This window comes from Streptosporangium minutum, assembly GCF_002149035.1.
GTDB lineage: Bacteria > Actinomycetota > Actinomycetes > Streptosporangiales > Streptosporangiaceae > Streptosporangium > Streptosporangium minutum.
The window spans coordinates 1-21,153 of record NZ_NGFP01000082.1; the positions used below are offsets into that span (position 1 = coordinate 1).

Below are 21,153 nucleotides of genomic sequence, written 5' to 3' on the forward strand. Positions count from 1 at the left end.
CGGCCTGGACCAGTACCAGGTCCGGCGGTATGACGCCTGGCACCGGCACATCACCCTCGCGATGCTTGCCCACGCCTACCTTGCCGTCACCGCCGCACACGCCCCAAAAGCTCAAGCGGCCTGGTCCGCCTCACACCAGCAGAAATCCGCCGTCTCCTGGCACACCTGACCACTACTGCCCGCCCACTCGCTTTTGCTCTGGCCTGGTCCCACCATCGCCGGTTACACCAGACCCGGGCTCGGGCCAGCCACTACTGGAGGCGCTGGCTCCAACATCACGAAATCAGGCTGTAGTACTAAGGCCTGTATGGAGTTCGGATCTTTAGGCGGGTCGTAGGCTTCGGAACGACAGGACGGCTCCGCGGGGATGAAGGCCGGCCAGGCAGCTTTCGGGAGTCTTGCCGAAGCGGAAGGCCGGCCCGCGCCATTCCTTGATCCGGCTGATGCGCCGTTCCACCGTGTTGCGCTGCTCGCAGAGATCGGCATCGTGGCTGACCGGACGGCCGCCGCGTGAACCGCGCTCCTTGCGGTGGTCCGCCTGGTCGGCCTTCTCCGGGACGACCACCTTGATGCCGCGTCCAGGCAGGCGGGAAGGTGTCGCGCTAGTCGTCCGGTACGGCCGAGCCGTACACCATGGTGTCGACGATGGCCTCGACGGTGGGCCGGGTGACACTGCCGGGAGCCATGCTGACCAGGGTGAACAGGGCGCTGCCGTAGAGCGTGATGAGCGCGGGGACCTTCTCGCGCGCGATCTTCAGCCTCGGCTGGTCGTGATGCCCGGCGGTGAAACGCACCGCGACCTCCTGCAGCCCCGCCAACGCTGCGGCCAACGCCGGGCGGCGCACCGCCTCCAGCTGTAGCTCGAAGATCGCAAGGTAGCGGTGGCGCAGCGTGGTCGCCGCCGCGAACAACGACTCGGTCAGCATCTCCACCAGGTTGGCGCCGTCCGCAGGTTGACGCTCGGCCGCCTGGTCCATGTCGGCCAGGTGGAGCTCGACCACCCGCTCGGCGGCGGCCACCAGCAGAGCCTCGCGGCTGCGGAAGTAGTTGGACGCCGTGCCGGTCGGTAGCCCCGCCTCCTTCTCCACCGCACGATGGGTCACCCCGTGCACCCCCGAGGCCGCCAGCAGGTCGATGGCGGCGTCCGTCAGGGCCTGGCGGCGGGCTGGGTTGGTGGGCGGCATCCTGCCATGTTACCAATAACTGTAGTAGTACGATCGTAGTGAATGGAGGGGCGTCATGCGTGTCGTCGTGGTCGGTGCCGGGCTGGGCGGGGTGGCGGCCGCAGTAGGCCTGTACCGCCAGGGGCATCAGGTGACCCTCTACGAGCGGGACGCCGATCTCCGCGAGACGGGCACCGGCGTGGTGATCATGCCCAATGGGCTCCGGGCGCTGGAGGAGCTCGGCTACGACACGAGGGGGCGGTCCACCCCCGCCCGCAGCGCCGGGCTGCGCGACTGGCGCGGGCGGCCGCTGCTGATTACCGACGCGGTGCAGGCACAACGCGAGGTCGGATCGATGATCGTGGCCGACCGGGCGGAGCTGCACCGCACCCTGCGCGCCCCGCTGCCCGTCGAGGCGGTGCGGACCGCGACACCGGTGCAGCGGCTGGAGGCCGGCGTGGGCGGAGTGGCGGTGTTCAGCGGCGGCGAGCGCGTCGACGAGGCGGACGCGGTGATCGTGGCCGACGGGATCGGCAGCAGGCTGCGCGGGCAGCTTTTCCCCGGTCACAGCGGGTTGCGCAGAATCGGCCGCATGGACCTGCGCGGCACCCTGCCTCGTCCCGCGGGGCTGGACGTGGAGGAGTTACTGGCCGGCATCCTGATCGACCGGCGCACCGGGGGAATGTTCGGGCTGTTCCCCATCGGCGCGGACGGGCTGTACTGGTTCACCGACTCCGTGCTGCCGGTACCCGTCCCGGGGCCGAAAGAGGCGCGCGAGCAGATGCTGACGCTGATGGCCGACTGGCACCCTGCCGTCCCCGCGCTGCTGGCGGCCACCGCGGCCGATGACGTCTACGTCGACCCGATCGCCTGCCTGGCCAAGCCGCTGCCGGCGTTCGCGACCGGCAGGATCGCGCTGCTCGGCGACGCCGCGCATGCCATGACGCCCGACCTCGGGCAGGGCGCCAGTCAGGCCTTCGAGGACGCCGCCTCGCTCGCCCACCACCTGTCGGGAGCCGGGCCCGCCGAGGTGACCGAGCGGCTGCTGCGCTACGACGCGCAGCGCCGCCCCCGCGCCAACCGGCTGATGCGGGCCGCGGAGCGGCAGTCGCGGCTGACCTCGCAGACCGGGGCCGCCGCCTGGGCGCGTGACGCCCTGCTGCGCGCGATCCCGGCCCGCCTGGCCACCCGGCAGCTCGCCGCCATCTGGCGCGCCCAGGGTCCCACCCGGGTCGACGTCACCAGCCGCGAAGTAGCTCTGTGAAACGGTGGCGGCGGTGTGCGATTCGCAGAAATGGTCAGTTGTGCGAGGTCCGCGCCACGCTGGTCCGGCGAGGCGTTCCCCCGAGGCGCCGTTCACGGAATCCCTCTCACAACCTCCACGTTCCGAGAGGCTGTTCTGAGACGGCCGCATCCCGCGCGGACGCCCTACTTCGCGGCTGGTCGCACCGACCCGGGCGAAGGGCCTTGTGGACCCGAAACCTCCGACCCGCCTGGTTTCACGTCCGGCGGAACCCGGCGTGCTTCAGCGGCCCGCCGGTGGGACCGGTGAACACGCGGCCGTTCTCTACACGGGATCGAGGCGATCGATGGTCCGGGACCTCGTTCCTGATGACGGTGTGGGCGCGTTCCCCGATATGGGCGGGACCGGCCCGGCCGGGGGCCGGTTCGCTGTCCTGCCTGCCGCTGATGCTCTGCGGCGCACCGGGAAGGTGCCGGGTGTGACCAGAGATCAGGACAGGGTGTCCTTGATCGCGATCTGGCCGTTGTTGATCACGAACTTCTGGTTGGTGTTGCCGCTGTCGCACTGCCACAGGTACACCTGGGTGCCGTTGCCGCGGCCGTTGGTGACGTCCAGGCATAGGGGCTTGCCCGAGTTGAGGGTGGACTTGAGGACGATCGCGCCTCTCTGGACGACCCAGAGCTGGTTGGCGTTACCCAGGCACTGCCACTGGTAGACCCGGGTGCCGTTGGTGCGGCCGTTGGAGGAGTCCAGACACATCACCGGGCTCTTGCCGATGGTGTCTTCCACCTTGATGAGGCCGTTGTCGATGACGAACTTCTGGTTGGTGTTGCCGCTGTCGCACTGCCATTGGTACATCAGGGTGCCGTTGCCGCGGTTGTTGCTGACGTCGACGCACATTGAAGGCCAGGCCAGGCCGGTGCGACCGGCGGGCTGGTGAGCGGAGGCGGCGGCGGGCAGGGTGGTTACCGCACCCACCGCGGTGGAGATGACGGCGACGGCTAGCAGACGGCGAGCAAGCATGGTTGGCCCCCAGGAGAGTTGATCAGAACTCAAGCACCATGCCATGACTCGCAGTGCTTGATCAATTACTCTGCGTGCGAGCTCTCCGCGTGTCTCATGTGATGCCGGCCAGAGGAAGCCGTGACGGTCGTCCGGCATCCGGGGTTGCGGTTTGGGACTCGCCGGAACGGCACGCGTCACTGGGATCATCCCGCCCATGGCGACTGGACCGTAGTTGCGGTTCCGGGTGTGATCCAGCCCCGTTCGATGCCGGTCCAGGTGGACCGGCCATGCGCGTCGGTCCAGGTGGAACCGATCACGACGGGCAGGATCAGAGCTGCTGACGCGGTTTGGTGCACGCCATGATGTCGCCGCACGGATGGCGCCCGTTCTCTGGCTCCGGCGGGGCCTCGGGCCCCGCATGATCGGCCGCTTCCCTGCCGGGGGCCGAGAGTGGCCGGCCTGGGATTCCGACCTGGAAACGAGTGGCCGGCCAGACCGGTCAGTGGCCCGTCCCGCCGGGATGACAAGGCGACTGAGTGGTCGAACGGCCGTACTGGAGGACCGGCGTGGAGGTGGACTCCCGGTAGGACCGGTCTGGGACGGCGGTGGGACCGCGAGCCGTCCGCCGCGCCGTACTCGACCGTCGGCCGCCGCACGTGGGCCGCACCGCCGCCGTCAGGTCGCTCCGACCACCGGGCCCAACCGCTCCGCGGCCCCTCGGGCTCCGCATCGGCGCCGGCCGCTCCGCTCGGCTCTGGCCGTCATCCACGCGGGGCGTACATGATGACCAGCACACCGAGCAGGCAGATGGCGGCTCCGATGACGTCCCACCGGTCAGGTTGGAACTTGTCGACCACCATGCCCCAGACCAGCGAACCGGCGACGAACACGCCCCCGTAGGCGGCAAGGATCCGGCCGAAGTTGGCGTCCGGCTGGAAGGTGGCCACGAGCCCGTACAGGCCCAAGGCGATGAACCCGGCTCCCACCCATAACAGCCCGCGTTGCTCTCTGACTCCCTGCCAGACCAGCCAGGCCCCGCCGATCTCGGCAAGAGCAGCCACAACGAACAGCAGCAGGGAACGCGCGACAGTCACGGCTGTGACTGTAGAGGAGCGCTCCCCGCCAGGCCGGACGGGATCAGGCGCTCCCGCGATCGGGAATCAGTTGACCTCGACATGTTCCCGCCCCTCTGCCAGGTCCGGGAACGGCAGCGGGCAACACGAGCTCGCCGCGCACGCCGCCAGGTCGTCACATCCGGCATCGAGCGCCTGGACCAGCGTCTCGCGAATCGTCTGAAGATCTTCGATCTTCTGCTTCACCTCGGTCAGCTTGGTCAGCGCACGGGCACGCAACCCGCCGTCGGGCCTGCCGTGACGATGCCTGCCCGTCTCGACCAGGTCGGCCACCTCGTCCAGGGTGAAGCCCAGCCGTTGCGCCGCTTTGATCATCCGGAGGAGGACCACCGTTTCCGGTGGGTACAGCCGGTGGCCGCCGTTGCTGCGCTGCGGCTCCCGCAACAGCCCTCGGCGGTGGTAGTAGCGCAGCGTCTGAGCGTTGACCCCGGCCGCTTCGGCGACCTCCCCGGTGCGCAACCACTTCCCGCTCACCGCGCGACCCGCATGGCCGCCCTGGCCGCCAGCCCGTCGAGCACCTTGACGTGAACCGCGGGCACTTCGACCTCCAGCGCCAGGCCCTCATCGCCGGAGGTGAAGGTGAAGGCGAAGAACGAGCAGCAGCCGCTCTCCATGGCCGTCAGGTCCCGCGCCGTCTTCTCCACCTGCTCGTCCCTTTCCAGCGTGAGCCGCAGGCGAGTCGGCCCCACCCGTTCCAGCCCCAGCAAGGCCGAGGCGAACAGCTCGTCGAACTCCGCGACCCGCAGCGGCCGTTCCTCGGTCGGCAGCGTGCATTCGGCCGGTGCCCACTCCATGAGCTCTCCCAGTGTCGAACCGCCGCTCTCCTGCGAGCGGCTCCCGCACCCTGACGGTAAGCCTGTACCCGGGTACAGGACGCAACCCCGATCTCTGCTTCAGCGGATCCCTCACGATCGCCCCGTGGTGGGTGATCTCCGCACACGGCCGGAGGCGCTCGACACTCCGGGACTCCGTGCCCCGGCCCACCGAGCGACGGGGCTGAGGGCCGTCCCCGGAGGCCGCGGCCGCGCCGGCGTCCGCCGGAGGTCACGGCCGCGCCGTCGTCTGCCGGAGGTCACGGCCGCGCCGTCGTCTGCCGGAGGTCACGCCCGCGTCGTCGCCCGCCCGAGTCGTCGTCCGCCGGAGGCCGCGGCCGAGTCGTCGCCCGCCCGAGGCTCCGATCGAGCGACCTCCGAGGCGCGGGCGGGTCTCCCGGTGCGGGGATCGGCTATCCGATGCCCAGGGCCAGCATCGCCGCCGACAGGCCCAGCGCCCCGAGCCCGCCGACCGCGCCGGCGATGACCGCGCCGCGACGGTCGGTCAGGCCGCGCAGGTGGACGCGTGCGGCCATGAGGAACAGGAGGCCGCCCGCCATGAACCACGGGCCCCACAGGTAGGTGTACCAGCGGATCACGGACAGGAGCTCCGGTGCGATCCCGGTGCTGTCGGCCTGCAGGAGCAGCCCCTGGACGACGAACAGGCCGCCGTGCCACAGGAGCAGCACCCCGGCGCCCCAGGCGGCCAGTTGCAGGAGCCGGCTCACACCCGTGCCCCAGCGGCGCAGCAGGGCGAGCCCCAGCATCCCGCCGACGACCTTGAGCGCGCCGGTGACCCACAGGACCACGAGGAACCAGGTGACCCGGTCCTGCGCCATCTGGGCCAGCGGCGAGGCGATCATCGTGGCGGCGCCGGCCGTGCCTCCCAGTGCCCAGTAGAAACTCGGCAGGGCGAACAGGAACCCCCATGCCGCCGCGCCGTACCCCGCCCACGCCGCGCGGCGGGATCGCGGTGCCGTCTCGTTGACCTGCGAAGCTGTCATACCCTCAACGGTTCCAGCGCCGCCTGCCCGGTGCCTCCCGCCGGGGGGTGACGGCCCTCCCTCCGCAGGGGGAGGGCCGCCGCGATCGGGTGGGGGCCGGTCTCCGCGGTCCCCATCGGGATGGCATCATATCGCCGCTGGCGCAAAAATAATGCTTAATACCCCATTAACTGGCATTAACCGGCGAAAGTTGTCCCCTCCCAGGCCGCCGCATAGCGTCGCAGGCATGGCCGTTGAACTCGAGGAACTTTTCGCCCGCCAGGTGGACGTCGGGGTCGCCACAATGGACGTGCCGACCGATGACGGCGTGGTGAGCGCCCACGTGGTCGTGCAACAGGTCTCCGCGACCGATCGTAAGTCCGGGCAGGAGCGGAAACTCCTGCTCGTCTTCGACCCGTCCGGGGTCATCGCGATGGCCGACGTCCTGCGCCAGGCGGCGGAGAAGGCACAGGCCGAGCCGTCGTAGCGGCCCGGCTCTGCGCGTGTCAGACGTGTCAGGCGGGTTCGATGCGGGCCGCCAGCCGGTAGGAGAAGCCCTTGCCGCCCGGGGAGGTGGCGTTGATGTACTGCGTCCCCTCCCCGCTCCCGATGGTGACCGGGATGCGCAGCAGCAGGTCGTCGCCGATGTGGTCGTCCTCCCACACCTCGATCGTGAACGTCGCGCCGGGGTGGCCTGTCAGATGGACGTACGGCCCGGCGGCGCGCCGCGTGGAGCCGGCGGAGCAGTCCGAGGCGTCGCTCGTCCACACCCAGCAGGTCCGGACCTTGGTGTCGGCCTCGTCGCCGTTGGTGGGCCAGATGTAGTAGTGGCTGCCGTCCGGCTCCTTGAGCTCGACGCGGACCTCGTCTTCGCCGCTCTCCTCCAGATCGTCGGCCTGGAGCGAGCCGAACACGAGCTTGAGGGGGCCCGCGGCGAGCGAGGACGCCTCGACCAGCGAGGGCGGCGGGGTGGCCGGGTCGGCCGGGGCCGTCGGGGCGGCCAGGGCCGTCTGGGGCGGTGCGAGGACCGCGGTCAGCGTCAGCGCCGCGGCGGCGGTGGCGATCCTGGTCAGCATGGTGCTCACGTGATCGATCCTCTCTCAGTAGGAGGGCTCTAGGCGGAAGTTGAGTGTGTAGTGGTAGCCGTTGATGTTGGCCTCCTCGCGGAAGTACTGGGTCTCGCTGATCGGTTGGGGCCAGATCGGCACGTTGATCAGCGTGTCGTCTCCCGAGATGTCGTCCTCGCGGAGCGCCACCATCAGCAGCTTGCCGTTGGCGGTGTAGGAGGGCTGGTAGGCGGAGTAGTAGCCCCGGTAGTTGGTGCCGGGCGGGCAGCTGTCCCCGCCGATGTAGATGCAGTCGTTGCGGGCCACCGACAACTCGCCGGTTCTCGTCGGGAAGAGCTGGCGGACCCTCCCCTCGTACTGGGCGATCACGTAGACCTCGTCGTGCCCGCTCTCCTCCAGGTCGTAGGCGACGAAGCTCTCCAGGACGACCTTGACCATCGGCGCCGGCTCGGCGTACGCGGCGCCGCCCGTCAGCAGTGATCCCATGACGACCGCGATGCTCAGCGACGCACGGGTGAGTAAGCGATGCATGCTGTCCCCCTGTAAACGGTGATGCTGTTCGCCGGACAGCATGGCCAAGGCCCCTTGTCGCTCTCTTGGATCCCACTGGCAACGGCCGAGAACGGCCATATTTCGCAAATTTCACACCAGCGGCTCGTTTCTCCGCCCGGCTCGCCGTCCCCTGACTCCCACATTCACGCCGGGGCGTCCCGCCGCCGCCTCCGTCGGCGCGGGCGACCGTCCCGTGCTTTCCCCGTGGTCTGAGGCGCGTGAAGCGAGCCCCGTGAAGGCTCCTCGCAATTGGCGCACATTAATCGCATTTATGGACATTGACTCCAAAACCGCACAACAAGGTCGAGAGCGTTATCCCTATTTAGAAGTTGTGCGCTGTGTGATTTCATGACTACTGTCAGTAAAAGAGGTCTCGGGGGTCTTTGTGATAACAGCGCCTAAAGTCCGATTGCTGCTGCTGATTCTCACGGTGTCCGGCGTGCTGTCCGGCACGAGGATGACGGCCCAGGCGGACTCCGACAGCGACAGCACGGTCGCCAAGGTCATCGTGGACACGTCGATCACGCTGACCGGTCTGACCCCCTCCTTCACCTTGCGCGGCGTCCCCGGCGAGACGGTGACGGAGAACGGCGCGGTCAGCATGAGGGTGACGACGAACAACGCCGCCGGTTACGTCGTCACCGTCCGGCCGGTCTCCACCGCGCTGGTCGGATCGATCGCGGGCAACGACGACGTCATCCCGACGTCCCTGCTGGAGATCCGCGGGCCCGGCCAGGGGAACGGCTTCACCTCGCTGGCGCCGGGGGCTCCGGTGCAGGTGGCGAGCTCGGCGGGGCGGTCGGCACCGGGCGGCGACATCGTCGGCAACGACTACCGGATCACCATCCCGTCCGTCCGCTCCGACACCTACAGCGGCACCCTCGACTATGTGGCGACGACCCTGTGAACCACCGGCGGGGCGACCGCGCGGGCCGGGCCGCGCGCGGCCCGGCGGGCTCCGGCGTGTGATCGTCGCCTCCCTGACGGCGGGGGGCTTCGCGCTGGCCGTGGGGCCGGGCGCGTCAGGGGCGCCGGGTACGGCCCCCGCGCCCGATTTCTCGCTGACGGTGAGCCCGGCGCGACTCGTCATACAGCCGGGCCGTATCGGCGACCCGCAGCGGTTCCGGGTCGTGAACGGGGGCCGGTCGCCGGTCGACATCGTCGTGACCAGGGCGAGCTTCACCGCGGACGCGGACGGGAACGTGATCTACGACCAGGACGCCCCCCATTCGGCGGCCGGATGGCTCCACGTCAGTCCCACGGCCTTTCGTCTCGGTCCCGGGGAGAGGCGGCGGGTCACCGTCCGGGTCGACCCTCCGGCGGAGCCGGAGAACGGGGAGCACCGGGCGGCGCTGCTCTTCACGGCGCCCGCCGGCCCCGGTACGGGCAACATCAGGCTCAACCGGGCGATCGGCACACCGGTCTACGTCACGGTTCCGGGGCCGGTCGACACCTCCGTGCGCGTCGGCGGCCTGCGCGCCTCCGATTTCGCGATCAGCGGCCCCGTGGAGTTCGGCGCCACCGTCGAGAACGTGGGGACCGTGCGCCGCGACTTCTTCGGCAGGGAAGGCCTGAAGGTCGAGGTCAACGGGCGTGAGATCCCCTTCCCGGACTTCACCGTGCTCCGCGGGACCAGCCGGGACGTCACCGTCCGGTGGACGGATCCGCCATTGATGTGCGTCTGCCACGCGAAGGTGTCGGTCACCGGATCGGACGGGACGTCCAGCCGCAGCGCCACCGTGGTCGTCTTCCCGCTGCACCTCTTCGTGATGCTGCTGTCGGTGTCGGGGGCGTTCTACCTTCTCGCGCTGTGGGCGCGGCGGCGGTGCCAGGCGCGTCTGCTCGGCATCGTCCGGGAGGCGCGCGACCCCGACTGAGACAGGCCCGGCGTCACCGGCCCGGTATCCCGTGTGCGGCATCCCGCGTGCGGCGTCACCGGTTCGGCGTCCGGTGTCCGGTGTGCGGCATCCCGCGTGGGGCGTCCCGTGTCCGGTGTGCGGCGGTCCTCAGCGGAGCACGACGCAGCCGCGCTCGCTCAGGCGGTGCAGGACCTCCAGGTCGCCGTCGAGCTTGTTCCAGCGAAGGTCGAGCTTCTCCAGCGCGGGCAGGTCGGCGAGGCCGCCGGGGATCTCGCGGAGCCGGTTGTTGCGCAGGTCCAGGTGGGTGAGACGGCTCAGTCCGGTGAGGGAGCCGGGCAGGGATGTGATCGCGTTGTTCCTGAGATCGAGCAGCCTGAGCTCCGACAGGTCGCCGACCGAGGCGGGCAGGCCGGTGAGGGCGTTGTTCATCAGGTGGAGCTCGCGCAGCTCGCGGAGCCGGCCGATGGTCTCGGGGATCTCACGGAGCCGGTTGCCGTAGAGCCGCAGCTCGCGCAGGGCGGTGAGGCCGCCGATCGCGGCGGGGAGATCGGTGAGGCGGTTGTCGGTCAGGTTCAGGTAGGTGAGGCGGGTGAGCCTGCCCAGGGACGCGGGGACCGAGGTGAAGCGGTTGTCGCTCAGATAGAGGTAGTCGGTGAGATTGTGAAGGTCGCCGATCGCCTCCGGAATCCGGGTCAGCGCGTTGTGCCCCAGGTCCAGCATGCGCAGCTCGGCCAGCTCGCCTATCGTCTCGGGCACCTCGGTGATCGCGTTCTCCGCGAGGTTCAGGGAGACGAGGCCGGTCAGCCGCCACAGGGCGACGGGGACGGATGCCAGGGCGTTGCCGCCGACGGCCAGATGCCGCAGGCCCCGGAGCCGTCCGATGCCGTCGGGGAGCTCGCCGACCGCGTTGCCGTACAGGAAGAGCGTCCGCAGCTCGGGCAGTTCCAGGACGCTCTCGGGGAACCGGGTCAGCGTGTTGCCGTCGAGGTGGAGGGCGMGCAGGKCGGTGAGGCCGTGGAGGTCCGGGAGGTCGCGCAGCCGGTTGCCGTCCAGGCGGAGCTCCTCCAGCCGCGGCAGCCGCCCGACCCACTCCGGCAGCTCGGTCAGCGCGTTCCAGGCCAGGTCGATACGGCGCAGCAGGGCGGGGTCGCCGGCGGGGGCCGGGAGCGCGGTGAGTCCCGCGCCGGGTGCCTTCATCTCGTGCGGCACGATTCTCCTCGCTCGCGGGTGTGACACGGGCTGCCGGGCCGGGCCCGCCGGGACGCGGATCCTCAGGACGCGGGCCGTCAGACCCGGGCCGTCAGACCGCAAGCCGTCAGACCCCGGGCCGTCAGACCGTGGGCCGCCGGGACGCGGGCCGTACCCTACCGAAGGCGTCCGGGGCGGGACGTGGCCGGTCGGCGGTCGGAGCCGGGCGGTGCGGGCGGCCGGAGGTCGAGGGGGCAAGTCGTACGAACCGGCTGCTTTTCATCGGACGCGACGATCTCAGCGTGGCGGCGGGCGACCAAGACGCTCGATCCGCCACGCGCGGGCGGTTCTTCGTCACATACTGAAACCTAATGAAAGCGGAGAGTGACCGACGAGGGGCGCGGCGGTGACGGGGACGATCCTTCAGCGAGTCCGCACGGGGCACGGCGGCGATGCCGAGGGGGAGGCCCCGGGCCGGGCCGAGACGTCCCGGATGTTCCAGACGTCCGAGATAGATACGTTCCAGACGTCCGAGATAGACATCAGCGTGATCGTGCCCGTCCACAACTGCCGGCCCTATCTGGACAGGTGCCTCACCTCCCTGCTGATCCAGCGGGTCAGCAGGGAGATCGTCGTCGTGGACGACGGCTCCACCGACGGCAGCGCCGACCTGCTCGCCCTCTACGCCGCCTACCATCGCGGCGTCATCCGGGTCGTCCGGCAGGAGCACTCCGGCGGGGCGGGCCGGCCGCGCAACGTCGGGATCTCGCACGCGCGCGGCAGATACGTGTTCTTCTGCGACGCGGACGACTACCTCGGCCCCGAGGCGCTGGAACGGATGCTCGCGATGGCCGACCGCAACGACTCCGACATCGTCCTCGGGAAGATCGTCGGACATGACCGCAGGGCGCCGGTCTCGATGTTCCGCCAGAGCGCCGAGCGGGCCCCGCTCGGCGAGAGCGCGGTCTACAACAGCCTGAGCTGCTTCAAGCTGTTCCGCCGGGAGATGCTGGAGCGCCATGCCATCCGCTTCGACGAGACGCTGCTGGTGGGGGAGGACGTGGTCTTCACCGCCCACGCCTACTGCCACGCGGCGGTGATCTCGGTGGTCGCCGACTACGACTGCTACCACCTGGTCGCCCGGCCCGACGGCAGCAGCATCATGCAGCGGACGGGCAGCCGCGACCCGCTCTCCTGGCTGCGGATGATCAGGCGGCCGATCGAGCTGGTCGTCGGTCACGTGGGTCCGGGCGCGCTCCGCGACCACCTCCTCCGCCGGCACTTCCGGCTGGACGCCTTCGGCAGCCTCGGCAAGCCCTTCCTGGAGGCGGGTGAGGTCGAGCGCAAGGAGATCGCCGCCGAGGTGGCCGACATGTGCGACCGGTGGCTGACCGACGGGGTCCGCGACCGGCTCACCCTCATCGACCGGAGCCGGATCTCCGCGCTCCAGGACATCGACCGCCTGGTACGGCTGGCGCACATCGAGTCGGCCGTGGTCCGCCGGGAGCTCACCGGGCTCCGCTGGGACGGGGAGGGCCGGCTGGTGGTCTCCGGCAGGGTCGCGCTGAGCGCGCCGGCGCAGGGCGACCGCCCGGAGCTCGTCGGCGGCGGCCTGGCCCTGGTGCTGCGGATGCGGCACGACGGCGCCGGGGCGCCCGCCGACCTGGTGGTCCCCGTGACCGGCGACTGCGACGGGTTCACCGGCCTCATCGACCTCACGGGCCTGTCCTCGGGGGTCTGGGACGTCCACGTGACCGTCGAGTGCGAGGGGATCACCCGGCTGGCGCGGCTCGGCGCCGACCGGGACGGGCTGGTCGCCCAGCCGGTGCCCCGCATGGTCGGCGGCGTCATCGCCCTGCCGTACTTCACCCGGCCGCACGGCAACCTCAGCCTCGACGTCGGCGGGCACGTGGTGAGCGTGCCCGCCGGCGTCCGGCTGACGGGGACCCGCTGGACGGCCGGCCACCGGCTGCGGCTCGACGGGGAGGTCACCGTCGGCGCGGGACTGCCGGGGGCGCACGCCGTACGGCGTCTGGTCTGGCGGGAGCGGTGCTCGGGGCGGGAGCGGCACGAGCCGGTCACGACCTGGGCGGGCGGCGCGTTCGCCACCCGGCAGGCGGTGGGCCGGCTGGGGCCGGGCACCTGGGACGCCTACCTGGAGCTGGACCTCGGGGGCCCGCCCGCGCGCTTCCGGATCGAGGTGGAGGCGGAGCGGATCGTGCCGCCGCGCACGTGGTGGCGGGGCCTGGTCCGGTGGAGCGTGCGGCCGTATGCCACGGCGGGCAAGGGCCGGCTCAGCGCGGTGGTCCGCGTCTTCACACCCAGGGCTTTCGTGAAGCGAATCCTGCGTTAATGCCACCTTCTTGCAACTACAAGCCCATGGCCTAAAGTAAGGGGCAATTCCGCACTTCGGAGGCTTGTCGTGCACGTACCCGATGGCTTTTTCAACGTAGCCGTGTCGCTCTCAGCCGGTGTCGTCGCGGCCGCCGGGGTCGCGGTCTGCCTGCGCGGCGCCCGCCGCGAGCTCGACGACCGGACCGCCCCCATGGCGGGTCTGGTCGCCGCCTTCATCTTCGCCGTCCAGATGCTCAACTTCCCGGTCGCCGCCGGCACCAGCGGCCACCTCCTCGGCGGCGCGCTCGCCGCGATCCTCGTCGGGCCCTACACGGCCGTCTTATGCGTGGCCGTGGTCCTGCTCGTGCAGGGCTTCTTCTTCGCCGACGGCGGCCTGACCGCGCTGGGCGTCAACATCACCCTCATGGGCGTCGTCGCCGTCGTGGTCGGCTGGACCGTCTTCCGCCTGATCACCCGGGCCGTGCGGAACAGGGGAGCCGTCGTCGCGGCCTCGTTCGTCGCGGCCCTGGTCTCGGTGCCCGCCACCGCGCTGGCCTTCACCCTGCTGTTCTGGATCGGAGGCACCGCGCCCATCGAGGTCGGCACGGTCGCCGCCGCGATGGGCGGCGTGCACGTGCTCATCGGCATCGGCGAGGGTCTGATCACGGCGGTCACCGTCAGCACCGTGCTGGCGATCCGGCCCGACCTGGTGTACGGCGCGCGGGGGCTGGCCGCCCCGCTGGTCCTGCGCGGCGCCGACGGGGAGGCCGTGGTGGCACAGGGAGCCCCGGCCCCGGCCGCCGCGCGGCGGCCGGGCTGGTTCCTGCCCGCCGGCATCGTGGTGGCGGCGCTGCTGGCGGGGATCGTCAGCTTCTACGCCTCCTCCTCGCCCGACGGCCTGGAGCGGGTCGCGGAGGACAAGGGCTTCATCAGCCAGGCCTCCGACCACGCCCTGGGAGAGCAGCCGCTGGCCGACTACGGCGACGCGGGCGGCATCCCGGTCGGTGTGGCCGGCCTGATCGGCGTCGGGGTGACCCTCGCGGTCGGGGGCGGCCTGTTCTTCGCGGTGCGCCGCCGTACCAAGGACGACACGGCCAAGGACGAGGTCTCGGCCTGATGGGTTCCGGCCACCACCACCAGCTCTACCGGCCGGGCGACACGCCCGTCCACCGGCTGCCGCCCCAGTGCAAGCTGGCGGCGGTGGCAGGCTTCGCGCTGGTGGTGGTGGCCACGCCGCGCGAGTGGCTGTGGGCCTTCGGTCTCTACGCCCTGCTCCTGGCGTCGGTGGCGCTGGCCGCGCGGGTCCCGCTCTCCTTCCTGCTGCGGCGGATGGTGGTCGAGATCCCGTTCGTGGTGTTCGCGGTGGCGCTGCCGTTCATCGGGATCGGCGAGCGGGTGTCCTTCCTGGGGCTGTCCTTCAGCGTCGCGGGACTGTGGGCCGCGTGGAACATCCTGGCCAAGGCCACCCTGGGTGTGATCGCGAGCGTCCTGCTGGCGGCCACCACCGAGCCCCGCCTGATGCTGCTGGGCGCCCAGCGGCTCAGGCTGCCCCCGCTGCTGGTCCAGATCGCCATGTTCATGCTCCGCTACATGGACGTGATCGTCGACGAGATGCGCCGGATGCGGGTGGCCAGGGAGTCGCGGGGATTCGCGGCCAGGAACGTCCGGCACATCCCGGTGGTCGCCAGGTCGGCGGGCGCGCTGTTCATCCGGTCCTACGAGCGGGGCGAGCGGGTGCACCTGGCGATGCTCAGCCGCGGCTACAGCGGTTCGATGCCGGTCATCCAGGACCTGTCCGCCTCGTCGCGCCAGTGGCTCGTCGCGGGTATGTTGCCGGGCGCGGCACTCGTGGTGCTGCTGGGAACCTGGGGGTTGGCATGACACCGTCTCTTGAGGTGCGCCGTCTGGCGTATGCCTATCCGGACGGCACGCAGGCGCTGTTCGGCGTCGACTTCGCGATCGGGCGCGGGGAGCGGGTCGCGCTGCTCGGGCCGAACGGCGCGGGTAAGACGACGCTGGTGATGCACCTCAACGGCATCCTGACCGCCGGGCACGGCACGGTGGCGGTGGCCGGGCTGCCGGTGGAGAAAGGCTCGCTCAAGGAGATCCGCAGACGGGTCGGGCTCGTCTTCCAGGACCCCGACGACCAGCTCTTCATGCCGACCGTCCGGGAGGACGTCGCCTTCGGCCCGGCCAACCTCGGGATCGGGGGCGAGGAGCTGCAGCACCGGGTCAAGGACGCGCTGGAGCGGGTGGGCATGCTGGAGGCGATCGACCGGCCGCCGCACCACCTGTCCTTCGGCCAGCGCCGCCGGGTGGCGGTGGCCACCGTGCTGGCCATGGAGCCGGAGATCCTGGTGCTGGACGAGCCGTCGTCGAACCTGGACCCGGCCTCCCGCCGCGAGCTCGCCGAGATCCTGCGGGGACTCGACGTGACCGTGCTGATGGTCACCCACGACCTGCCCTACGCGCTGGAGTTGTGTGACCGCGCGCTCATCCTCTCCGGCGGCGTGATCGCCGCCGACGGGCCGACCCGGGAGGTCCTCGCCGACGCCGAACTGCTCGCCGCCCACCGGCTGGAACTGCCGTACGGCTTCGCACTCCCCTGAGCGGGTCTTCCGGCGCGACGGCCACGGAGGCGCCGGCGGCGGCCCGCGGCGGTCGTCCCATGGTCTCCCGATCCGGATCGATGATCGTGAGTCGCCTTGCCTCGCGTACGGTGATGGCGAAGTAAAGTGGGTCTGCCTCATGGGCGCGAGGAGGTAGTTGATGAAGCTACGGCTGGCTCGCCGCGCCGTCGGTGACGCCGTGGTGGTGGCCGTCGAGGGCGAACTCGATCTGTTCACCGCCCCGTTCCTGCGAGATGAGGTCCGTGACGCCATCAAGCTCGACAGCCCCCGGCTGGTCCTCGACCTCGCCGCGCTGTCGTTCATGGACTCCAGCGGTCTGTCCGTGCTGATCGAGGCGTGGCGGCTGGCCACGGCGGAGGGCGGCGGGGTCTGCCTGGCCGCGCCCCAGGGCCCGGTGGCCCGGATCCTGCGCACGACGGGACTCGACCGGCGGATAAAGGTCTACCCCGATGTCGGCAGCGCCGTGGGAGAGATTTAGTCCACCCCGAGTAGAACTTCATTCGGTGTCCGCGTTAAAGTCCGCTCATGGACCTGAACGGAGCAGCAGCAATCATCTCGGGCGGTGCCAGCGGCCTCGGCGAGGCCACGGCCCGCGACCTCGCCGCGCACGGCGCCACCGTGGTCATCGCCGACCTCAACGAGGAGCGCGGCAAGTCCCTCGCCGACGAGCTCGGCGGAGTCTTCGTCAAGACCGACGTCTCCGACGAGGAACAGGTACAGGCGGCCGTGGACGCGGCCGTGGCGACCGGCAAGCCGCTGCGCGTCGTGGTGAACAGCGCGGGCATCGGCTGGGCCACCCGGACGGTGAACCGGGACGGCTCGCCGCACGACCTGGCGTCCTACCGCAAGGTCATCGAGGTCAACCTGATCGGCACCTTCAACCTCATGCGCATCGGCGCCGCGGCCGTCGCGAAGACCGAGCCGGTCGACGCGGACGGCCAGCGCGGCGTGGTCATCAACACCGCCTCCGTGGCGGCGCTGGAGGGCCAGACCGGCCAGGTGGCGTACTCGGCGTCCAAGGGCGGCATCGTCGGCATGACCCTCCCGGCCGCACGTGACCTGGCCGCCGTCGGCATCCGCGTCAACACGATCTGCCCGGGCATCATCGACACCCCCATCTACGGCTTCTCGCCCAACGCCGACGAGTTCAAGGCCAAGCTCGTGGCGCCGGTGGTCTTCCCCAAGCGCATGGGGCAGGCCTCGGAGTTCGCGCACCTGGTGCGCTCGCTCATCGAGAACGACTACATGAACGCCGAGACCATCCGGTTCGACGGCGGCATCCGCTTCCAGCCCAAGTAGGAGTTACCGGTGTCTGATGAGGTTCTGGTCGAAGTCGACGGCGGTGTCGCCGTCATCACGATCAACCGCCCGCAGGCCAGGAACGCCGTCAACGGAGCGGTCGCCCGGGGCATCGCCGCGGCGCTGGACGAGCTGGAGGAACGCAAGGACGTCTCCGCCTACGTCCTCACCGGGGCGGGGGGCACCTTCTGCGCAGGCATGGACCTGAAGGGCTTCCTGACCGGCGACTTCCCGGTCGTCGAGGGCAGGGGCTTCGGCGGCATCGTCGAGGCGCCGCCGAAGAAGCCGATCGTCGCCGCGATCGAGGGCTACGCCCTCGCCGGCGGCTGCGAGCTGGCGCTGGCCTGCGACATCATCGTCGCCTCCGAAGAGGCCAAGTTCGGGCTGCCCGAGCCCAAGCGGGGCCTGGTCGCGGGGGCGGGCGGCATCATGCGGCTGCCGCGGCGCATCCCGTACCACATCGCGATGGAGATCGCCCTGACCGGCGACCACTTCCCGGCCTCCCGGCTGTACGAGGTGGGTCTGGTCAACCACGTCACGCCCGCCGGCGAGGCGCTGGCCAAGGCCCTGGAGCTGGCGAGGAGGATCGCGGCGAACGCTCCGCTGGCGCTCGCCGCGACCAAGCGCGTGATCGTCGAGTCCGCCGACTGGAGCGGGGACGAGATGTTCGCCAAGCAGGGCGAGATCATCAATCCGGTGTTCGGGTCCAAGGACGCGATGGAGGGCGCGGCGGCCTTCGCCGAGAAGCGCGCTCCGGAGTGGAAGGGCGAGTAACCCTCCCGGCCGCCGCCGGCCGTGCGCGGCCGGCGGCGGCCGATGGTCACAGGTTCGCCGCCGGGCGTGATCCGTATGGTCACGCCCGGCGCGTTCACGTCAAGGAGTGCGTACGGTAAAGGTGTGGACGGGTGCGGCGGGGGCACTTGCCGTCCACGCGACCACTCCAACGCGGGAGAGTGCATGAACGACCACGCGATCCGGACCACCCCGACGAGCCGGTCCGCGGGCGAACGCTTCAAGCGCAAGGCCGGCAGCCTGGCAGCCGGCGCCGCGGGTGCCGCGATGCTCGTCATCGTCCTGGTCGCGGGCATGTGGGCGATCGAGGTGGCCGACTACGTGCTGCCGGTCGACTTCGACGCCTACGGCATCAGGTCCTGGGACCCCGAAGGGCTGGGCGGCATCGTCCTCGCCCCGTTCCTGCACGACGGCTTCGGGCACCTGATGGCCAACTCCCTGCCCCTGCTGATCCTCGGCTTCCTCGCCGCCCTGCGCGGGCTCGGCCGCTTCCTGCTCGCCAGCCTGATCATCATCGTCGTCAGCGGGCTGGGCGTCTGGTTCACCAGCACGCCGACGACGGTCACGGTCGGCGCGAGCGGGCTGGTGTTCGGCTACTTCGGCTTCGTCGTCGCCCGGGGCCTGTTCGACCGCCGGGCCCTCGACATCGTGATCGGCATCGGCGTCGCGGTCGCCTACTACTCGATCATCTGGGGCGTGCTCCCGGGCGAGGCCGGCATCTCCTGGCAGGGCCACCTGTTCGGGCTGGTCGGCGGGATCGTGGCGGCCTGGGTGCTGCGCCGCAAGCGCGCGGCCGTCCCCGCCTACTGACCGTCCCGGACGGGACCGGGACCGGCCCGGACGGGCTGGATCCGGCCTGGACTGGCTGGACTGACCTGGACCTGGACCTGGCCCGGACTGGCTGGACTGGCCTGGACGGGTTGGATCTGGACGGAACAGGCCTGGATCTGGACGGGCAGGCCGGGCCAGGCGGCCGGTCACAGTCCCGGGAACACCTGGCGCAGGTCGTCCAGGGTGACGCCGTCGCCGGTGACGGTCACCGAGGCGGGGGTGTGCGCAGGGTCCAGCCTGCCGGCGAGCAGGCGCAGCCACGCCTCGGCGGGAGCGGACAGGACGATGTCCGCCGGATCCGGCACCTGGCTGAAACCGACGGTCTCCCCGAAGGTGAGGCCGAAGACGCGCTCGGGCTCCCTCGTCTCGACGCGGAGGGTGGCCTGCCGCCGGTCGAGGGCGTCGGGTTTGCCGATGAAGCCGACCATGAAGTCGAGCGGCCCGGCGTGCAGGTCGGTCAGCGCCTCGACGGCGTCCGGCGCGAGGGTGGCCCGCGGGTCGAAGGCGACCTTGACGTCCCAGGTGTGCAGGGCGGCCTCGTTCAGCCGCATCCCGGCGGTCAGCGTGACGTCGGCGGGCGCCGGCAGGAAGCCCAGCCTGATCTCCAGCCGCTCGCGGGTGCCGGGGTCGAGGCTCTCATAGGCGGCGACGAGCTCGGTGTTCGCCTTCAGGAAGTCCTCGGCCTGCTCCTGAGGGCGCTTGGCGTTCCAGCGGCTCCACACCGACTCGTTGAAGTCCTGGCCGGGCGCGTCCTGGCCGGCCAGCGCGGCCCGTAGAGCCGCCAGGCCGATCTCCGTGCCGCTGCCGAGGTGGCTGAGCACCTGGGCGACGGTCCACTCCGACGCGCCCGAGGGCCGGGCGAGGTCGTCGGGGCTCAGACCACCCACGAAAGCGGCCAGATCATCATGATTGGTGCGCAGGGCCGCGATGGTCCTGTCGGCGAGTGTGCTCATGGCTCTCCCAGCGAGAAGGGACCTCGTGGCCTCGCGGCCGAGCGGACCGTCCGCCCGGTGTTCCCTCCCAGAAGTACCCGCGGCCACCTGGCGTATCACTATCGTCCCGTGACCCGGCGCCCGCAACGCGAAGGCCGGTCGTCCCGGGGCCGCCCTGTGGTTTAGGGGGGATAAAGTTGGCCGGAGCGGCCGCTCCGAGGGGCACGGCCACCGCGCCGCACAGGCGGGACGACCGCTCCGCGGGGTCGGGACGACCGCTCCGCAGGGAGGAGACCACCCGTGAACGACGGGGTTCCGGACGCCAGGAGTCCGTACGGCGCGAGCCCGATGGACGGGAGTCCGGATGGCCTGAGTCAGACGGACGGGAGTCCGGACGAGCGGAGTCCGGGCGGCACGAGTCCGATGGGCGGGAGTCCAGACGAGGGGAGTCCGGGCGCGAGGCCGGGTGATGGGAACCCGGGCGGAGCGAGTCTGGAGGAGCTCGTCGTGATCGCCGATCCGGTCGAGCGCGCCAGGGCGATCAGTCTCGCCATCGCCGACCGGCAGGACCTGATCACCGAGCTCGCCCGGCTCCGCCGCGAGGCCGTCGTCGAGGCGCAGGCCTCAGGGGTGCGCCAGGACGCGATCGCACGGCGGCTCGGGGTCACCCCCGGCAGGGTGTCGCAGATGACGTCGGCGGGCGCCAGAGACGCCACAGGCGGCCATACAGGGGCATGCCAGGCGCCCAGGGTGGTGGTCCGGCGCGCGCTCCCCACCGAGCCCGCTGTGCGCGGCTCCGCGTCGCTCTTCATGACCGAGGCGGAGCGGCAGGGCATCCGCGCGGGCCGGCGCATGCTCTACGTCGGACCCGAGCCGGCCGCCGACCACGTCGCCGCCGCCCTGCGCGTCGAGCCCGGCGCCGACGTCCTGGCCCGCCGCAAGATGCTGCTCGCCGACGACGTGCCCGTACGGATCGCCACCAGCTACTTCCGGCTGGACGTCTTCGGCGGCACCCCGCTCGCCGCCCCCGACTTCGTACGGCCGAGCCTGCAGGCCGGCATCGAGGCCCTCGGACACCGCTTCGGCCACGCGGAGGAGCACCTCGTCGCCCGCCCGCCCACCGGGTTCGAGGCGGCGACCCTGCAGCTCGACCCGGGCGAGTGGGTGGTGCAGGTCCTGCGCGTCGGCTACGGCGACGACGGCACCCCGGTCCACACCCTGGAGACGATCTGCGCGGCCTCCCGCCATGTCTTCCCCATCGCCCAGGTCACCGGGGCCGACGAGTTCTGACCGGCGCTCCCGGGGCCCGGCCGTAGCGCGGGGGCTCGGG

Annotated in this window: 24 protein-coding genes and 1 pseudogene; 14 read left to right on the top strand and 11 right to left on the bottom strand. The window is 71.1% G+C overall.

Annotated elements, in window-relative coordinates; all coding sequences use genetic code 11:
• Nucleotides 1-169, top strand: a pseudogene (locus CA984_RS44780) (IS701 family transposase); the annotation flags it as partial.
• A gap of 153 nt (nucleotides 170-322) precedes the next feature.
• Here CA984_RS44780 and CA984_RS18855 read toward each other — a convergent pair.
• Nucleotides 323-565 carry a hypothetical protein gene (locus tag CA984_RS18855; RefSeq protein WP_165781320.1) on the bottom strand — a complete coding sequence of 81 codons (243 nt, stop codon included), beginning with the start codon at nucleotides 563-565 and terminating at the stop codon, nucleotides 323-325.
• A 37-nt stretch (nucleotides 566-602) separates the two neighbouring features.
• Nucleotides 603-1,184 carry a TetR/AcrR family transcriptional regulator gene (locus CA984_RS18860; protein WP_086574155.1) on the bottom strand — a complete coding sequence of 194 codons (582 nt, stop codon included), beginning with the start codon at nucleotides 1,182-1,184 and terminating at the stop codon, nucleotides 603-605.
• A gap of 55 nt (nucleotides 1,185-1,239) precedes the next feature.
• Between CA984_RS18860 and CA984_RS18865 the strand changes: the two genes are divergently transcribed.
• The gene (locus tag CA984_RS18865) at nucleotides 1,240-2,427 is read left to right on the top strand and encodes an FAD-dependent oxidoreductase (protein WP_086574157.1); all 1,188 of its coding nucleotides are present in this window, start codon (nucleotides 1,240-1,242) and stop codon (nucleotides 2,425-2,427) included.
• Nucleotides 2,428-2,895: 468 nt separating this feature from the next.
• Here the strand turns inward: CA984_RS18865 and CA984_RS46305 are convergent, their stop codons facing one another.
• From CA984_RS46305 to CA984_RS18890, 5 genes are all read right to left on the bottom strand, one after another.
• Nucleotides 2,896-3,429 carry an RICIN domain-containing protein gene (locus tag CA984_RS46305; protein ID WP_165781321.1) on the bottom strand — a complete coding sequence of 178 codons (534 nt, stop codon included), beginning with the start codon at nucleotides 3,427-3,429 and terminating at the stop codon, nucleotides 2,896-2,898.
• 743 nt (nucleotides 3,430-4,172) lie between these two features.
• Nucleotides 4,173-4,505, bottom strand: coding sequence for a YnfA family protein (locus CA984_RS18875; RefSeq protein ID WP_086574160.1), 333 nt, complete (start codon nucleotides 4,503-4,505; stop codon nucleotides 4,173-4,175).
• Nucleotides 4,506-4,571: 66 nt separating this feature from the next.
• Nucleotides 4,572-5,018: a MerR family transcriptional regulator gene (locus CA984_RS18880; RefSeq protein ID WP_086574162.1), complete on the bottom strand. Its 447-nt coding sequence runs from the start codon at nucleotides 5,016-5,018 to the stop codon at nucleotides 4,572-4,574.
• Nucleotides 5,015-5,338 (bottom strand): hypothetical protein, encoded by a 324-nt coding sequence (locus tag CA984_RS18885; RefSeq protein WP_086574164.1) that lies wholly within the window; start codon nucleotides 5,336-5,338, stop codon nucleotides 5,015-5,017. The genes CA984_RS18880 and CA984_RS18885 overlap by 4 nt, the downstream gene beginning before the upstream one ends.
• Before the next feature lie 431 nt (nucleotides 5,339-5,769).
• The gene (locus CA984_RS18890) at nucleotides 5,770-6,360 is read right to left on the bottom strand and encodes a DUF3995 domain-containing protein (RefSeq protein ID WP_086574166.1); all 591 of its coding nucleotides are present in this window, start codon (nucleotides 6,358-6,360) and stop codon (nucleotides 5,770-5,772) included.
• Nucleotides 6,361-6,586: 226 nt separating this feature from the next.
• On the opposite strand from CA984_RS18890, the gene CA984_RS18895 reads away from it, so the two are divergent.
• Nucleotides 6,587-6,826 carry a hypothetical protein gene (locus CA984_RS18895; protein WP_086574168.1) on the top strand — a complete coding sequence of 80 codons (240 nt, stop codon included), beginning with the start codon at nucleotides 6,587-6,589 and terminating at the stop codon, nucleotides 6,824-6,826.
• Between the two features lie 28 nt (nucleotides 6,827-6,854).
• On the opposite strand, the gene CA984_RS18900 is transcribed toward CA984_RS18895, so the two are convergent.
• On the bottom strand, nucleotides 6,855-7,424 hold the full coding sequence (locus tag CA984_RS18900) for a hypothetical protein (protein WP_086574170.1): 570 nt from the start codon (nucleotides 7,422-7,424) through the stop codon (nucleotides 6,855-6,857).
• Nucleotides 7,425-7,439: 15 nt separating this feature from the next.
• Nucleotides 7,440-7,937 (bottom strand): hypothetical protein, encoded by a 498-nt coding sequence (locus CA984_RS18905; RefSeq protein WP_133061711.1) that lies wholly within the window; start codon nucleotides 7,935-7,937, stop codon nucleotides 7,440-7,442.
• Between the two features lie 430 nt (nucleotides 7,938-8,367).
• Here CA984_RS18905 and CA984_RS18910 point away from each other — a divergent pair, with 430 nt between their 5' ends.
• Nucleotides 8,368-8,865: a hypothetical protein gene (locus CA984_RS18910; RefSeq protein WP_207620930.1), complete on the top strand. Its 498-nt coding sequence runs from the start codon at nucleotides 8,368-8,370 to the stop codon at nucleotides 8,863-8,865.
• A gap of 58 nt (nucleotides 8,866-8,923) precedes the next feature.
• Nucleotides 8,924-9,835, top strand: a complete 912-nt coding sequence (locus tag CA984_RS18915) for a COG1470 family protein (protein ID WP_086574174.1) — start codon at nucleotides 8,924-8,926, stop codon at nucleotides 9,833-9,835.
• Nucleotides 9,836-9,964: 129 nt separating this feature from the next.
• Here CA984_RS18915 and CA984_RS18920 read toward each other — a convergent pair whose 3' ends face one another.
• On the bottom strand, nucleotides 9,965-11,026 hold the full coding sequence (locus CA984_RS18920) for a leucine-rich repeat domain-containing protein (protein WP_086574176.1): 1,062 nt from the start codon (nucleotides 11,024-11,026) through the stop codon (nucleotides 9,965-9,967).
• A gap of 385 nt (nucleotides 11,027-11,411) precedes the next feature.
• Between CA984_RS18920 and CA984_RS18925 the strand changes: the two genes are divergently transcribed.
• From CA984_RS18925 to CA984_RS18960, 8 genes are all read left to right on the top strand, one after another.
• Nucleotides 11,412-13,358 (top strand): glycosyltransferase family 2 protein, encoded by a 1,947-nt coding sequence (locus tag CA984_RS18925; protein WP_086574178.1) that lies wholly within the window; start codon nucleotides 11,412-11,414, stop codon nucleotides 13,356-13,358.
• A 69-nt stretch (nucleotides 13,359-13,427) separates the two neighbouring features.
• On the top strand, nucleotides 13,428-14,456 hold the full coding sequence (locus CA984_RS18930; RefSeq protein WP_086574180.1) for an energy-coupling factor ABC transporter permease: 1,029 nt from the start codon (nucleotides 13,428-13,430) through the stop codon (nucleotides 14,454-14,456).
• On the top strand, nucleotides 14,456-15,220 hold the full coding sequence (cbiQ, locus tag CA984_RS18935) for a cobalt ECF transporter T component CbiQ (RefSeq protein WP_086574182.1): 765 nt from the start codon (nucleotides 14,456-14,458) through the stop codon (nucleotides 15,218-15,220). Before CA984_RS18930 ends, cbiQ begins: the two co-directional genes overlap by 1 nt.
• Nucleotides 15,217-15,948: an energy-coupling factor ABC transporter ATP-binding protein gene (locus tag CA984_RS18940; protein WP_031167368.1), complete on the top strand. Its 732-nt coding sequence runs from the start codon at nucleotides 15,217-15,219 to the stop codon at nucleotides 15,946-15,948. Before cbiQ ends, CA984_RS18940 begins: the two co-directional genes overlap by 4 nt.
• A 160-nt stretch (nucleotides 15,949-16,108) precedes the next feature.
• Nucleotides 16,109-16,447: an STAS domain-containing protein gene (locus CA984_RS18945; protein WP_086574184.1), complete on the top strand. Its 339-nt coding sequence runs from the start codon at nucleotides 16,109-16,111 to the stop codon at nucleotides 16,445-16,447.
• A 47-nt stretch (nucleotides 16,448-16,494) separates the two neighbouring features.
• The gene (locus tag CA984_RS18950; protein WP_031167373.1) at nucleotides 16,495-17,268 is read left to right on the top strand and encodes an SDR family oxidoreductase; all 774 of its coding nucleotides are present in this window, start codon (nucleotides 16,495-16,497) and stop codon (nucleotides 17,266-17,268) included.
• A gap of 9 nt (nucleotides 17,269-17,277) precedes the next feature.
• Nucleotides 17,278-18,042, top strand: a complete 765-nt coding sequence (locus CA984_RS18955) for a crotonase/enoyl-CoA hydratase family protein (RefSeq protein WP_031167375.1) — start codon at nucleotides 17,278-17,280, stop codon at nucleotides 18,040-18,042.
• 183 nt (nucleotides 18,043-18,225) lie between these two features.
• Nucleotides 18,226-18,870, top strand: coding sequence for a rhomboid family intramembrane serine protease (locus CA984_RS18960; protein ID WP_086574186.1), 645 nt, complete (start codon nucleotides 18,226-18,228; stop codon nucleotides 18,868-18,870).
• 167 nt (nucleotides 18,871-19,037) lie between these two features.
• Here the strand turns inward: CA984_RS18960 and CA984_RS18965 are convergent, their stop codons facing one another.
• Nucleotides 19,038-19,844 (bottom strand): maleylpyruvate isomerase family mycothiol-dependent enzyme, encoded by an 807-nt coding sequence (locus CA984_RS18965; protein ID WP_086574188.1) that lies wholly within the window; start codon nucleotides 19,842-19,844, stop codon nucleotides 19,038-19,040.
• A gap of 486 nt (nucleotides 19,845-20,330) precedes the next feature.
• Between CA984_RS18965 and CA984_RS18970 the strand changes: the two genes are divergently transcribed.
• Nucleotides 20,331-21,113 (top strand): GntR family transcriptional regulator, encoded by a 783-nt coding sequence (locus CA984_RS18970; RefSeq protein WP_242676045.1) that lies wholly within the window; start codon nucleotides 20,331-20,333, stop codon nucleotides 21,111-21,113.
• The last annotated feature ends 40 nt before the right edge of the window (nucleotides 21,114-21,153 follow it).

Coding starts and splice junctions, on each gene's coding strand:
- CA984_RS18865 (WP_086574157.1), top strand. CDS start 1,240: ATGCGTGTCGTCGTGGTCGGTGCCGGGCTGGGCGGGGTGGCGGCCGCA.
- CA984_RS18945 (WP_086574184.1), top strand. CDS start 16,109: ATGAAGCTACGGCTGGCTCGCCGCGCCGTCGGTGACGCCGTGGTGGTG.
- CA984_RS18950 (WP_031167373.1), top strand. CDS start 16,495: ATGGACCTGAACGGAGCAGCAGCAATCATCTCGGGCGGTGCCAGCGGC.
- CA984_RS18965 (WP_086574188.1), bottom strand. CDS start 19,844: ATGAGCACACTCGCCGACAGGACCATCGCGGCCCTGCGCACCAATCAT.
- cbiQ (WP_086574182.1), top strand. CDS start 14,456: ATGGGTTCCGGCCACCACCACCAGCTCTACCGGCCGGGCGACACGCCC.
- CA984_RS18905 (WP_133061711.1), bottom strand. CDS start 7,937: ATGCATCGCTTACTCACCCGTGCGTCGCTGAGCATCGCGGTCGTCATG.
- CA984_RS18895 (WP_086574168.1), top strand. CDS start 6,587: ATGGCCGTTGAACTCGAGGAACTTTTCGCCCGCCAGGTGGACGTCGGG.
- CA984_RS18860 (WP_086574155.1), bottom strand. CDS start 1,184: ATGCCGCCCACCAACCCAGCCCGCCGCCAGGCCCTGACGGACGCCGCC.
- CA984_RS46305 (WP_165781321.1), bottom strand. CDS start 3,429: ATGCTTGCTCGCCGTCTGCTAGCCGTCGCCGTCATCTCCACCGCGGTG.
- CA984_RS18890 (WP_086574166.1), bottom strand. CDS start 6,360: ATGACAGCTTCGCAGGTCAACGAGACGGCACCGCGATCCCGCCGCGCG.
- CA984_RS18960 (WP_086574186.1), top strand. CDS start 18,226: ATGAACGACCACGCGATCCGGACCACCCCGACGAGCCGGTCCGCGGGC.
- CA984_RS18885 (WP_086574164.1), bottom strand. CDS start 5,338: ATGGAGTGGGCACCGGCCGAATGCACGCTGCCGACCGAGGAACGGCCG.
- CA984_RS18940 (WP_031167368.1), top strand. CDS start 15,217: ATGACACCGTCTCTTGAGGTGCGCCGTCTGGCGTATGCCTATCCGGAC.